Source organism: Mesorhizobium abyssinicae (assembly GCF_049887195.1).
Lineage (GTDB): Bacteria > Pseudomonadota > Alphaproteobacteria > Rhizobiales > Rhizobiaceae > Mesorhizobium > Mesorhizobium abyssinicae.
Map to the genome: position 1 here is coordinate 40,463 of NZ_JARAKC010000028.1, position 12,908 is coordinate 53,370.

A 12,908-nucleotide genomic window follows, 5' to 3' on the forward strand; every position below is an offset into this window, starting at 1 on the left:
CAGACCACGTTCTATCATCAGCTCGAAGCGCAGCACCTTCTTGCATCACCGTTGAAGAAGGGGCGCAAGCCGAATACCCCCATCTACCAGGCTCGCTGCCGCAGGGGCGCAACTCGCCGCAGCGACCGGCCTACGGCCTCTATGCCGAGGAGCTTTCGGGCTCGCCCTTCACCGCGCCGCGTGGCACCAACGAGCGCTCCTGGCTCTACCGCATCCAGCCGAGCGTCCGCCACACCGGCCGCTTCACGGCCGCACTATCCGCTTGGACGACCGCGCCCTATCTCGGCGACCATGAGCTGGCGCTCGGCCAGTATCGCTGGAACCCGGTGCCGATGCCGAGCGAGCCGACCTGTTCAAGTCGGAAGCCCGACAAAATTGTGACGTAACGAACAGGCGGAATCGCACATGAAAGCCGACATATTGAACTGAAAACCGCTTTTTTGAGCAGGCACAACTTTTGCGCTTTGAACAGCGACGTCCACCAGGAACGGAGCCGTTCATGTCTGTACCGACGATTTCGCTTGAGAGTTTGGTCAGCACCAAATCCTTCGACCAGTTGCTGACGACCGCGAAATCCGCCGGTTGCGCATCTTCATCCTGCGGCTCGTCCGCAAAGCCGGACGAGATGGACTGCGCTGTCTGGGACAAGATCAAGGACCATCCATGCTATTCAGAAGAAGCGCACCATTATTTCGCGCGGATGCATGTGGCGGTCGCGCCAGCCTGCAATATCCAGTGCAACTACTGCAATCGCAAATATGATTGCGCCAATGAAAGCCGGCCCGGGGTCGTCTCGGAAAAGCTGACCCCAGACCAGGCGCTGCGCAAGGTGATCGCGGTCGCCAACAAAGTGCCGCAGCTTTCCGTGCTGGGCATCGCTGGGCCGGGCGACGCCTGTTACGACTGGAAGAAGACGAAGGCAACTTTCGAACGCGTGGTCGGGGAAATCCGCGACATCAAGCTGTGCATCTCCACCAACGGACTCGCGCTGCCGGATCATGTTGCCGAGCTTGCCGACATGAATGTCGATCACGTGACAATCACCATCAACATGGTCGACCCCGAAATCGGCGCAAAGATCTACCCCTGGATCTTTTACAACCATCGCCGCCACACCGGCATCGACGCTGCCACGATCTTGCACAAGCGGCAGATGTTGGGCCTGGAGATGCTGACCGCGCGCGGCATCCTCACCAAGATCAATTCGGTAATGATCCCCAGCGTCAACGACGAACATCTGATCGAGGTAAACAAATGGGTCAAGGAGCGCGGCGCGTTCCTGCATAATGTCATGCCGCTGATTTCCGACCCTGCGCACGGTACGCATTTCGGCCTGACCGGGCAGCGCGGCCCAACGGGGTTGGAACTGAAGACGCTTCAGGATCGCCTCGAAGGTGGCGCCAAGCTGATGCGCCATTGCCGGCAGTGCCGGGCCGATGCTGTCGGCCTGCTTGGCGAGGATCGTGGCAAGGAGTTCACGATCGACCAGATTTCGGACGACATCACCTACGACGCCAGCAAGCGCGAGGCCTATCGGGAGGTGGTCGCGCGCGAGCGCAGCGATCACGTGGTAGCCAAGAGCGAAGCGGTCGCGACGGTGAAGGCAGCGGGTTCCGGCAAATCACTCCTCATCGCTGTGGCGACCCAGGGCGGCGGCCGGATCAACGAACATTTCGGCCATACGAAGGAATTTCAGGTTTATGAGGCCTCCCAGAGGGGGATCAGCTTCATCGGGCATCGCAAGGTCGAGCAGTATTGCCTCGGCGGCCGAGGCGCGGACGCCACCCTCGAGAGCATCATAGCTGCGCTCGAAGGCATCGACATCGTGCTGTGCGCCAAGATCGGAGATTGCCCCAAGGATCAGCTCGCGGAAGCTGGAATCCGGGCAATGGATGTTTATGGCTACGACTACATCGAGACCGCTATCAGCGCGCTTTACGCTGCCGAGTTTGCGAGCGAACCACTGGCGGCGACGGCTTGAGCGTCTCGTCCCAACCGAATCAGGAGTTGAGAAATGGCCTTCAAGATCATCGCATCCCAATGCACGCAATGCGGTGCTTGCGAGTTCGAATGTCCATCGAGCGCGATCAAATTCAAGGGCGAGACCTACGTGATCGATCCGAAGCAGTGCACCGAATGCGAGGAGGCCTTCGATACCCAGCAATGCGCCTCGGTGTGCCCGGTGGCGGGGACCTGCATTCCCGCCTGACCTCCAGTCGCGCTAGCGGCACGGTCGGGGTCGCTTCCGGAGGACGCCGTGACCTCCTTTGTTGACAAGCTCCCGCGAGAAAGGATGGAAGGCGATGGGCCTCGGACGCGAACAGGAGGTCGAGATCCGCAAGCCTCCACGATTTATGCCAGGCGAGCGGGTCCGTGCCACACGCCACATAAAAAATGACGGCACCTATCCCGGTAGCGAGATAGGCGCAAACCTCGTTCGGAAGGGCGATGAAGGCTATGTGCGCGACATAGGCACCTTTCTTCAGCAGTTCTACATCTACGCGGTCGAATGGTTCGATCGCGGCACCGTCGTTGGCATGCGCGCCCACGAACTGATCAGCCTCGACAGATCGGGGGTCCTTGCAGTGCCGAAGTCACTTGTGGCCACGAATAGGGGAACAGCCCGATGAAGGTAATGATCCGCAGGACCGACACCGGCCTATCGGCGTATGTTCCCAAGAAGGATCTCGAAGAGCCCATCATCAGCGTCGAGAATGAAGACCTATGGGGCGGGTCCATAACGCTCAGGAACGGCTGGCGGCTGGTCTTGCCCGACCTTCCGCGGGAAACGCCTCTGCCGATCACCGTCGAGGCGAGGAAGATTTCCAACGAGGACTGATGCTGCAGGTCGGCAAGATGAGCACCAACCGGAAATGAGCATGAACACGATCCTGACCTTGGACCATCTCTTGATCAATCGCGACAGTCATGCCGCAAAGCAGCTCGACATGCTGAAGAAAGCGCTCTGCGCCGATGAGGTGATCCCATATCTCGGTCCGGGTCTGCTCTGGCTTGGGCCAGCCGAACCACTTGTACCGCACACGCCACAAGCCGTCGCCGCGGAACTCAACGCGCGAGCGCCAGCTCCTTCCAAGATCCGCACCAATATGTGGTCGGTCGCCCAATTCATAGAACAGCGCCGGCATCGCCGGACGCTCCAAGCTTGGATGGCTGAGATATTCGCAGGGCCGGCGGCGCCGACCGTCTTCCATGCCTGGCTCGCAACACTGCCGGTCTCCCTCATCGTCGACAGCTGGTACGACGGCGCCATGCGCGCGGCCCTCGCAAAGACCGGCCGAACGGATGTCGTTGAGGTTCAAGGCGTCACGCGGGCGCACGCATTCGGCGACATTTGGACGAAAACCTACGATTTGTCCGGTGCGGAACTTCGACTCGGATCAATGGCAACAACGGTTCTCTATTCGCCGCATGGCAGTATCAAGCCGGCTGCAAACTTCCTCGTCGCAGACTCGGATTATGTCGAAGCCCTAACTGAAATCGATATCCAGACGCCGATCCCTCAAGTCGTAAAGGAACGGCGCACCAAGCGCGGCTTTTTCTTCTTCGGCTGCCGTTTCGACGATCAGATGCTTCGCACCTACGCCCGACAAGTCATCAAGCGCTCAAGCGGCCCACACTTTGCCGTCATCGATTCCGCAACGCTCACCAAAAACGAACGCCGTTTTCTTGCAGCAAGCGCAATCACCGTCATTGACATGCCGGCAGCAGAAGCCGCGGCTAGGCTTGTCGGAGCAAGCGTCTAGCAGGGTGGCCAGCTTTGCATATCAGGGTTCATTTGACGGGAGAGTCATCCCGCTCAAGATCAGTCTGGAATATACCCTCGAACAGTAAGGCTATTCGCGGCGTGACGAAGCCCAGGAATTCGCTCGCGCACGGAGAGGCGGCCGGTTCGGACCGGCGCTTGAGCACGATAGCGCGCATTACCCGGATGAATTTGCGGCACCCGTGGCAGGTCGCCGTCGCTATCGGCTCGACACTTGTCGCGGCATCGCTCCAATTGCTGATCCCCGAGCTCCTCGGCCAGGCCATCGACCAGACCCAGACAGCCGTCGGCGGGGGTGCCAGCGGGGCGGCAGCGCAAGAGGCGCTGCGGACCTCGGCCTTCATGCTGCTTGCCGTCAGCGTGCTGCGCGGCCTTTTCACGCTGGCTCAGAACTATTTTGCCGAAGCGGTCGGACATCACGTCGCGTATGAGCTGCGGGTCGCTTGTTATGAGAAGATCCAGCGGCTCAGCTTTTCTTTTCACGACCGGGCGCATTCGGGCGATCTCATTACGATCGGCATACTCGATCTGGAAGGCGTGCGGATGTATTTTTCTGCCGCTCTGGTTCGCGCCGTCCTGCTCGTCATGTTGATCGGGATCGGCGCCTACATGCTGATTTCCACCAACGTGGTTCTTGGCCTCCTCGCGCTGAGCTTCGTGCCCTTCGTCGCGTGGCTCTCATCAATCACCCAGCTCAAGCTGCGCGCCACCTGGTTTGACCTGCAGGATCGGCTTTCGGTCCTCAGCCGTGTCATGGAAGAAAATTTCGGCGGCATCCGGGTTGTTCGCGCCTTTGCAGCGCAGGCCTATGAGATGCTGAAGTTCGACCGCGCATCCAAGAGTGCGCTTGGCCTCATGCACGAACGGGTCAAGATTTACGTGCGCAACATTTCCGCGATGAATTTCTCCTTCTTTTTAGCGATGGGACTGGTTCTGTGGATCGGCGGCAACAAAGTCATCGCGGGCGAAATCAGCGTGGGCAAACTTGCGACGTTCCTGACCTTTATGACCATCTTACAGATGCCGGTTCGCCAGATAGGCTTGATGGTCGACGGCTTCGCCCGCGCCTCGACGTGCGGTTCGCGCCTGTTCGGGTTGCTCGATCTGGATATCGCGATCAAGGACACAGCAGACGCTAAACCGCTCGAAATCAGCGAAGGCACCTTGCGCTTCGACAATGTTTCATTCGCCTATCCCGACGCCGAGAACCGCCCAATTCTGAAGAATATCAGTTTCGAGGCCCGCAAGAGCGAAACGATCGCTATTGTCGGCCCGCCCGGCTCCGGCAAATCGACGATGGCTCATCTGGTCCCTCGTTTTTACGACGTCGCCGGCGGCGTCATCACGCTTGACGGCCAGGATATCCGCGAGGTCACCCTCGCCACACTTCGCAGCGCGGTCGCGGTCGTGCAGCAGGATGCATTCCTTTTCACTACGACGATCGAAAACAATATCGCCTATGGCGATCCCTGGGCCAAGGAACAGCGGATCGCGCGCGCGAGCGAGTCAGCTCAGCTTCACGACTATATTCTCGACCTGCCGGCCGGCTACAAAACGGTGGTGCGCGAGCGCGGCGTTTCCCTTTCGGGCGGCCAGCGTCAGCGCCTGGCGATCGCTCGCACGATGATGCTGCGCCCGTCGGTCATCATCTTCGACGACTCGACTGCCGCGATCGATGCAGCCACAGAGCAGCGCATACGGCGCGCCCTGCGACTCTTTGCCAAGGATCGCGTGACCATCATCATCGGCCACCGGCTGAGTTCGCTCATGCATGCCGACCGCATCCTGTTTATCGAGAACGGCGAGATTGTCGAGCGTGGCACTCATGAAGACCTTCTGGCGAAGGGTGGACGCTACAAAGCCCTTTACGATCTCCAGGTGCGCCCACTTGACGACATGCTGCCCGAACAAGAGGGGGCGAGCTGATGCTCCAAACCGGACAAGTCGAGACGGAACGCAACGACGCCCGCGATCACGACCGGCGCCCGCCGCATGCGGTCGTCGGCTCGCACCGCACCGAAGAGGAGATATTCGGGAGGGCGTTTGACAAGAATATCGTACGACGCATTTGGGCGTTCGTCCGGCCCTACCGCACAAACCTGATCAACTCGGTTGCTGCGATTTTGATCCTCACCGGCACGCAGCTTCTCGTCCCGCTGATCATCCGCTTTGCGATCGACCACGGCATGCACGGGGAAAGTGGCGATCGGTCGGCTCTGCTTGCAGCCGCCTGCGCCTTCCTTCTCACCATTGGGGTCAATTTTGCCGCCAGCTACACGCAAGAGATCGTGGTCCACAAAATGGCGCAGAATGTTCTGTTCGATATGCGCCGCGCCACGTTCGGCCATCTGCAGGACGTGGCGCTTTCTTTCATGGACAAGACAGAAGTAGGACGGCTGATGTCGCGTCTGCAGGGCGACGTCAATTCTATGCAGGAATTCCTCGAGACCTCAGTCTTTTCGCTGGGCGACATCACCCTTCTTTTTGGCATCGTCTTCGTCATGCTGTGGCTCGACGTTCGCTTGGGACTCCTTACGCTCTCAGTGTTGCCGGTTCTCTTCATCGTGCGCATCTTCTGGCTGCCGCGCGCCCGGGACGCCTTCATGGCCGCCAATGAGGCCAATTCGGTTTCCAATGGCGCGCTGGCTGAAGCCATTCACGGCGTACGGGCAGTGCAGTCCATGGACCGCCAGCAGGTCAACTTAATTCTTTACGATGACAAGGCTCACGCCGATCTCATGACACATCTGACCGCCGCCAAATACGCCCAGATCATGGTGCCGATCGTCGATAGCCTGATGGGCGTTGCCATGGCTGTCGTCATCGTCATCGGCGGCTCGATGGTCATGAACGATCGCATTGACGTGGGTGTGATGGTCGCTTTCCTCTTCTACATCCAACGCTTCTTCGATCCGATCCGCTCTCTGACCTTGCAATATTCGATTATGCAACGCGCGATGGCGTCGGGAAAGCGCCTGACCGACGTGCTTGACGTCAAGATTGAGGTCCAGGACAAACCGAATGCCAGGGTGCTTTCGCCCGACATGGACGGCTCGATCGAGTTCAGGAACGTTACTTTCGGCTATGATCCCAAGCATCCGGTATTGAAGGACGTGTCGTTTCGGGTCAATCCCGGCGAAACCGTCGCCCTGGTCGGCCCGACCGGTTCAGGTAAATCGAGCGCAATGGCCCTCGTCCACCGCTTCTATGATGTCCAGCGAGGTCAGGTGCTGGTCGGCGGATATGATGTGCGCGATCTCACCCAGGAATCGCTTGGCCGTCAGGTCGCCATGGTGCTGCAGGAGCCGTTCCTTTTTACGGGTACGGTTTTCGAGAACATCCGCTACCACAAGGCTGAAGCCACACGGGAAGAGGTAATCGAGGCCGCCATGGCGGTCGGCGCGCATGGCTTCATCGTGCGCCTTCCTGGTGGATACAATGCCGCTCTAGGTGAACGCGGTGGCAATCTCTCGCTGGGCCAACGCCAGCTTATCAGCTTCGCGCGCGCGCTTGTGGCAAATGCCAAGATCCTCGTCCTCGACGAGGCAACGGCCAATATCGACAGCTATACGGAAATGCTGATCCAAAAGGCACTGGTAAGGCTCCTCGAAGGCCGCACGGGCCTCGTCATCGCCCATCGCCTTGCCACAGTCCGAGGCGCCGGCCGTCTCATCGTTCTCCAGAATGGCAAAGTCGCCGAAACCGGCAAGCACGACCAGTTGATCGCCAGAGGCGGTCTCTATTCCAAACTCTACAACCTCAATTACGCCTCGTTCGACGACATCTCCGACGAGCAAATCGATACCTCCGTACCAACCGGCTTGCGAACCTGAAGCGGACGGCAAAAAACTGGTACAGTTTTTCGGATCAGGAAACCTTCACGATCGTTTGTCCATGTGATTGCGAAAACTGCCGTTTGTTGCCGCCTGAAGGGCAGAAAGCCCCTTCCCTGTTGCTGTTGCGGCCGTATCACCAATCCCACATAATCGGGATATTCCGAATGGTCATGGAGGCCCACAATCTTCAATTCGGAATAATCGTAATCGAACGGCTAAGAACTCGTTTACCGCCATTGTCTAAATAAGCAGACACTCATCTTCTTAAAGAAATAATATGACGCCGCGAACCAAGCGTATTGTGGGCAAATCGATAGTCGTGACGATAATTGCAATCGTCGCGACCTTTGCTCTGTCGTTTACGGCAAGAATCGCGTTGCACATGCCGATCGACTGGCTGAGCTGGGTGGAATGCACCTTCATCCCCATTCTGATCGGAATGCCCGTCGGCGCCTACATTTTCGCCCAGGCGGAAACCATTCAAGACACATGTGACAAGCTGGAGAAGTCGTACGAGGCGCTCAGGGACACGCACGATCGGCTGACCTTCGTAACCAGTCACGATCCGATGACGGGGCTTCTTAGCCGTGGCGAGTTCATGGCCAGGATGGACCGGCAGCGTGATGACGGAGAACGCGACACACTTTTGTTGATCGATCCCGACCACTTCTCCCTGTTCAACGACAAGCATGGTCATGCCAAGGGTGACGAGACCTTGGTGCAGATTGCGAAAGCGCTCGTTTATCTGACGCGCCCAGGCGACTCGATTGGCCGTCTTGGCGGCGAAGAATTCGGGGTCCTGCTGCGAGGCGTTTATAAAGAGCAGGCAATGATCATTGCGGAAAACATCCGCCGGCATGTTGGAGGACTTCCGTGGATCAAGGGATTACCGGATGATGTGAAGGTGACCGTCAGCATCGGGGGTGCGGAAGTCGCCGGCAATGCAGATCCCCAAGATGTCCTTCGCACAGCAGGACGGTGCCTTCTTGACGCCAAGCAACGTGGGCGGAACCGCGTTTCGTTTGACTATGAAGCGGCCAAGTTGCGATTCACGACGCCGTAGTCGCTCTCCTGGGACACCCAGGTGTAAGAAGCGTCCGGGTGCTGGTTGGCTGATGCGGTGACCACAAAGTCAGCAGGTGCCGCCAGCGAATGGGCACGCGCATTAGAGCTACCAACCACGACCATGCGCAGTAATCTAAGAACTGGCGCTTTATTGTGCCCGTCAGTGTTGTGCTCTCGAGTGGCAGGGAAAGCATCCGTACCTTTGCAAACGGAGGAGGAAGGGCCTACGCAGGCGAGATTTGCGCCACTGGCGGCGGCCTAATTTGCCGATTGTCGATTGGTGGCGACCCATGTCGGCACATATGGGCGCTGATCGGGCCTAAGCGTCAAGGGAACGATCATCGAGCCGGAGCTGACAGGACCAAGTCGTTTGAGTCTCTAAGATCGACACCGTGCCGGGGACAGCGCTCCAGGCGAAACCTAGTGCGAATTGATGCGCGTCGTTTGTTCAGGCGAGTTTGCGCATTTAACGTCTCTGATTTCATCAGTCCGCGAGTCCCTGCTCAGGGTCCGCCGCTCGATTGTGCTGTGCTTGTGACCGACCATCGTCTTGCAGCGGTGTGACCTCACTCGGCACGGGCGCGATGGGTGGTTGGCTGGCCAATGTTTCGGCGAGCTGATGCCCCGCAAAGGCGGCTTCCAATCGCGCTTGGTCCAACTCGCCTTCCCAACGGGCGACCACGAGCGTTGCCACGGCGTTCCCGATGATGTTCGTGAGGGCCCGGCACTCGGACATGAAGCGGTCGATGCCGAGGATCAGTGCCATACCAGCCACCGGAACGGACGGTATCACTGACAGCGTGGCGGCCAGCGTGACGAAGCCGGCACCGGTGACCCCTGCTGCCCCCTTCGAGGAAAGCATCGCAATGAGGAGCAACAGGATCTGATCGCCGATTGAGAGATCGGTGTTCGTGGCCTGAGCGATGAACAGGGCCGACAACGTCATATAGATATTAGTGCCATCCAGATTGAAGGAATATCCGGTCGGGATGACGAGGCCCACAACCGAACGCTTGGCGCCAGCCTTCTCCATTTTCTCCATGAGCGAGGGCAGCGCGGCCTCCGAGGACGACGTTCCAAGGACCAGCAGCAGCTCTTCCTTTATGTAGCGGATGAGAGAAAAGACCGAAAAGCCGTTGTAACGGCAGACCGGGCCAAGGACCACGCACACGAAAAGCAGAGCGGTGAAATAGAACGTCCCGACCAGCATCGCGAGGTTGACAACCGAGCCGATGCCGTACTTGCCGATCGTGAATGCCATAGCGCCGAACGCACCGAACGGGGCAGCCTTCATCACGATACTGACCAACTCAAAGACGGGTGCGGAGAGTGCCTGGAGAAAGGATCTGACCGGTTTCCCCGTCTCTCCGACCTTGCCCAGCGCAATGCCAAACAGAACCGAGAAGCACAGGACTTGCAGGATGTCGCCTTCCGCGAAGGCACCGACAATCGTGGCAGGGATGATGTTCATCAGGAAGCCTGTCACGGACTGCTCGTGGGCTTTTGCGGCATAGGTATCCACCGCCTCGAGGTCGAGCGAGGAGGGGTTGATGTTGAGGCCGGCGCCGGGTTGAACGACATTGGAGACGACCAGGCCAACGATCAGCGCGAGCGTCGAGAAGGTGAGGAAATAGACCATCGCCTTGCCGGCAACCCGGCCGACCTTCTGGAGATCGTTCATGCCGGCGATGCCGGTCGCAACGGTTAAAAAGATCACCGGCGCGATGACCATCTTGACGAGCCTGATGAAAGCATCGCCAAGCGGCTTCAGGCCCTCGCCGAGCCCCGGATAGAAATGGCCGAGTGCGACACCGAATGCGATGGCGGCAAGCACTTGGGCGTAAAGCTTGGTATAGAAAGGTTTGCGAGGCGCGGTGTTCCCGCTTCGGGCTTGTGGGGTCAACATCAATTTCTCTCCCTGGCCGGATAGGGGCGGCTTTTGCTCCCCTCCCCGGGCCTCTCCGGGCGCTGCGCTCCGGCCGAGCGCTCGCCCGAGGTTTGCCGCAAGAGCCATGCCAAACCGGAAATTCGAAAGAATCGCGAAGTCTCGGACTGCCTGGGGACTCTACGAGCACAAGTGTGCCGATTTCCGGAACGGCGCTTCCCCTGGCGGAATCCGGCACTGTTGTTGTGAATCTGGGATGCGGTGGCAGTAGACGACGAGGGCAGCTTGCACCACGTCCCATTCAACTTCCCTGCAGATCGGCCGTCGGTCGATTTCTCTGGCTCGCGGTTTTGCTCGCGCTTTTGGGGTCGGCCCTCGTTTTTTCGTTTTTGCAACTTGCCTTATCGCCGGCACCAGGGCTGAGATCTGCCGATCTTGCGGCGGCGCTTGAAGGCTGGCGCCTAGCCGGTGAAATTCTTCGACAGCTTCAAGGATTCGTCCCTGAAGTGCTGCGGAACAATGGACGAGTGCTCCCTCCGCGAGCTTGTCGGCACTGAACTGGCAAAGCCGCATAGGAATTGCGATGGCTAAGAACGATCAGCAGGAAAGCTATGAAAAGACCTTGGCTGCCAACCATGGTCGCATGATGGACCTCGTGAAATTCGCGGAAGCCAAGAATGCCGCACTGCTCACGTTTTGCTCCGTTTGGATGGGAACTATTATCGGAATCCTTCGCTCCGCGGATGAGCCTCCAATGGGCTATCGAACTGCCTTCCTGGTGGCGCTTCCGCTTCTGGCCGTGGCAGCGGTGATAACGCTGACGTCCTTCCTTCCAAGATTGCTGCACCATCTTCGCCCTGAACGGAAGGAAACTACCAACCTCCTTTACTTCAGTCACATCGCATCCCTGGAAATCGACGATTTCGGTCCGGTTTCCAGACCACGGTACTACCCTGTAGAAGGCCAATCCTTCACCGACGAATATCTGGATGATCTCGCAGTCCAGGTGGCCGTGCAGGCACGCATCGCCAATCGTAAATTCAAGACGTTCAAAGCAGCTGGCCGCTTGGTCCTGCCTCGTTTGTCTGTATGGCAGCCCCTCCGGTTATCTGGGCTGTCCAGGTCGTCTGGGAAGCCGGCCAGAACTGGATATCTCGCACCCACTAGGCTCACGGGATCATCGGCTCTTGTGGCCGGCATTAGGTGGCAAATGCCACCCAGATGTTACTCTCTAGGTCGACGTCGATTACTTCATAAGCTGAGCTTCCGCCCAGGTGACGAATTCCTCCAGCCGCTCGAGCGCACGTTCGGCATCGTCTCCCGTCTTTAAGCGCGAACCGTATTGCACCTCGTCCTTCTGCTCCAGAAGCACCTTGAGATTGGCCTCCTGACGGTTCGGCAGCTCTTTGCCGAGCGCGGCGCGAAGCAGCTTGACCACCGCTCTGTGGTCTCCCTGATTGATTTCGCCGCGATACCTTGTGGTCATGACGTCGGCATAGGCGACCGCGCAGTTGATGATCGCCGAGATGGAAGGGTTTCCAATGTCTCCCGGATCGGCCCACGCATTGCTGTTACGGGCCTCCTTGAGGTATCCTCGGGCGACGACAAGACGACCGGAAATGTAGGAAGCGTCCTTCTTCTTGGCCGATCCGGTTCTAACCATGTACCTCTGTTCCCGCCAACGACGGAAGTTCCTCGGGTCGCCTGCCCCCTAGCACGATGGCATCCTTGACCACGCTCGACCACCAAGGATCGTCGTCACGTGCCAGACGGCTGATATCCTCCAAGTCGAGGCCAACGACACTCGGGGTGAAGCCCATCCGCTCGGAATGGACGGCAAGGTTGTCCCGAATGGGAGGCAGGAGTCGATCGGGAAAATGGATCGTGATGATCTGGCCGTCGAAAGCCTTGGAAAAAGCCGCGAGCACCCTCAAATGAACTGAAACTGAGAGACTCCGCCCGGCAGGGCTGGCGTTTCCCACAGCGTTTTTGTTCTCTGTGCGTTCCGGTGGCTACGCAACGATTAGCGCAATCTAATATTATGAAAGCGCTGTCCGCAATCACCGCGCTTCGAATGGCATTACAAATGAAACCGTTCTACGCTTGCCATCGTCTGCCTTGCCGCGATATCGCCGACCTGTGGCTCGGTTCGCTCCGTCCCACCTCGGGCAACACACCCTCCTGTCAGAGCGAACTGAGCCACACCCAGAGTAAGACCGTATGTCCTTTCTGGTTGCCGGCTGTGAGGTGGTTCGCCCTACACTGGCAGTGTTGAAGCGAGGGTTGCTCGTCGAGCCTATCCTCATGCCAGGAGGACGAACCATGGAAGAATATAGCG

At 58.7% G+C, this 12,908-nt stretch carries 12 protein-coding genes and 1 pseudogene; 10 read left to right on the forward strand and 3 right to left on the reverse strand.

Going from position 1 to position 12,908, the window contains the following annotated elements; all coding sequences use genetic code 11:
• Window positions 1-44: 44 nt before the first annotated feature.
• The 9 genes and pseudogenes from PU724_RS30420 to PU724_RS30460 form a co-directional block, all read left to right on the forward strand.
• Window positions 45-347 (forward strand): annotated as a pseudogene (locus PU724_RS30420) (homogentisate 1,2-dioxygenase); the annotation flags it as partial.
• A gap of 152 nt (window positions 348-499) precedes the next feature.
• Window positions 500-1,981 (forward strand): nitrogenase cofactor biosynthesis protein NifB, encoded by a 1,482-nt coding sequence (gene nifB, locus PU724_RS30425; protein WP_354425329.1) that lies wholly within the window; start codon window positions 500-502, stop codon window positions 1,979-1,981.
• Window positions 1,982-2,014: 33 nt separating this feature from the next.
• Window positions 2,015-2,209, forward strand: a complete 195-nt coding sequence (locus tag PU724_RS30430) for a 4Fe-4S dicluster domain-containing protein (protein ID WP_354425327.1) — start codon at window positions 2,015-2,017, stop codon at window positions 2,207-2,209.
• A 94-nt stretch (window positions 2,210-2,303) separates the two neighbouring features.
• Complete coding sequence (locus tag PU724_RS30435) at window positions 2,304-2,630, forward strand: nitrogen fixation protein NifZ (protein WP_354425325.1); 327 nt, start codon at window positions 2,304-2,306, stop codon at window positions 2,628-2,630.
• On the forward strand, window positions 2,627-2,839 hold the full coding sequence (nifT, locus tag PU724_RS30440; protein WP_354425323.1) for a putative nitrogen fixation protein NifT: 213 nt from the start codon (window positions 2,627-2,629) through the stop codon (window positions 2,837-2,839). Before PU724_RS30435 ends, nifT begins: the two co-directional genes overlap by 4 nt.
• A 40-nt stretch (window positions 2,840-2,879) precedes the next feature.
• Window positions 2,880-3,764, forward strand: coding sequence for an SIR2 family protein (locus tag PU724_RS30445; RefSeq protein ID WP_354425321.1), 885 nt, complete (start codon window positions 2,880-2,882; stop codon window positions 3,762-3,764).
• A gap of 71 nt (window positions 3,765-3,835) precedes the next feature.
• Window positions 3,836-5,710, forward strand: a complete 1,875-nt coding sequence (locus PU724_RS30450) for an ABC transporter ATP-binding protein (protein WP_354425385.1) — start codon at window positions 3,836-3,838, stop codon at window positions 5,708-5,710.
• The gene (locus PU724_RS30455; RefSeq protein WP_354425319.1) at window positions 5,710-7,617 is read left to right on the forward strand and encodes an ABC transporter ATP-binding protein; all 1,908 of its coding nucleotides are present in this window, start codon (window positions 5,710-5,712) and stop codon (window positions 7,615-7,617) included. Before PU724_RS30450 ends, PU724_RS30455 begins: the two co-directional genes overlap by 1 nt.
• A 280-nt stretch (window positions 7,618-7,897) precedes the next feature.
• Entirely contained in the window at window positions 7,898-8,683 is a 786-nt protein-coding gene (locus PU724_RS30460) for a GGDEF domain-containing protein (protein WP_354425317.1), read from the forward strand.
• A gap of 486 nt (window positions 8,684-9,169) precedes the next feature.
• Here the strand turns inward: PU724_RS30460 and PU724_RS30465 are convergent, their stop codons facing one another.
• Window positions 9,170-10,591, reverse strand: coding sequence for a dicarboxylate/amino acid:cation symporter (locus PU724_RS30465; RefSeq protein WP_354425315.1), 1,422 nt, complete (start codon window positions 10,589-10,591; stop codon window positions 9,170-9,172).
• A 625-nt stretch (window positions 10,592-11,216) separates the two neighbouring features.
• On the opposite strand from PU724_RS30465, the gene PU724_RS30470 reads away from it, so the two are divergent.
• Window positions 11,217-11,900, forward strand: coding sequence for a Pycsar system effector family protein (locus tag PU724_RS30470; protein WP_483238253.1), 684 nt, complete (start codon window positions 11,217-11,219; stop codon window positions 11,898-11,900).
• Here PU724_RS30470 and PU724_RS30475 read toward each other — a convergent pair.
• Both PU724_RS30475 and PU724_RS30480 read right to left on the reverse strand, forming a co-directional pair.
• The gene (locus tag PU724_RS30475; RefSeq protein WP_354425311.1) at window positions 11,817-12,233 is read right to left on the reverse strand and encodes a hypothetical protein; all 417 of its coding nucleotides are present in this window, start codon (window positions 12,231-12,233) and stop codon (window positions 11,817-11,819) included. The two genes, PU724_RS30470 and PU724_RS30475, sit on opposite strands and share 84 nt — an antisense overlap.
• Window positions 12,226-12,504 (reverse strand): hypothetical protein, encoded by a 279-nt coding sequence (locus PU724_RS30480; protein ID WP_426213741.1) that lies wholly within the window; start codon window positions 12,502-12,504, stop codon window positions 12,226-12,228. The genes PU724_RS30475 and PU724_RS30480 overlap by 8 nt, the downstream gene beginning before the upstream one ends.
• Window positions 12,505-12,908 lie beyond the last annotated feature (404 nt).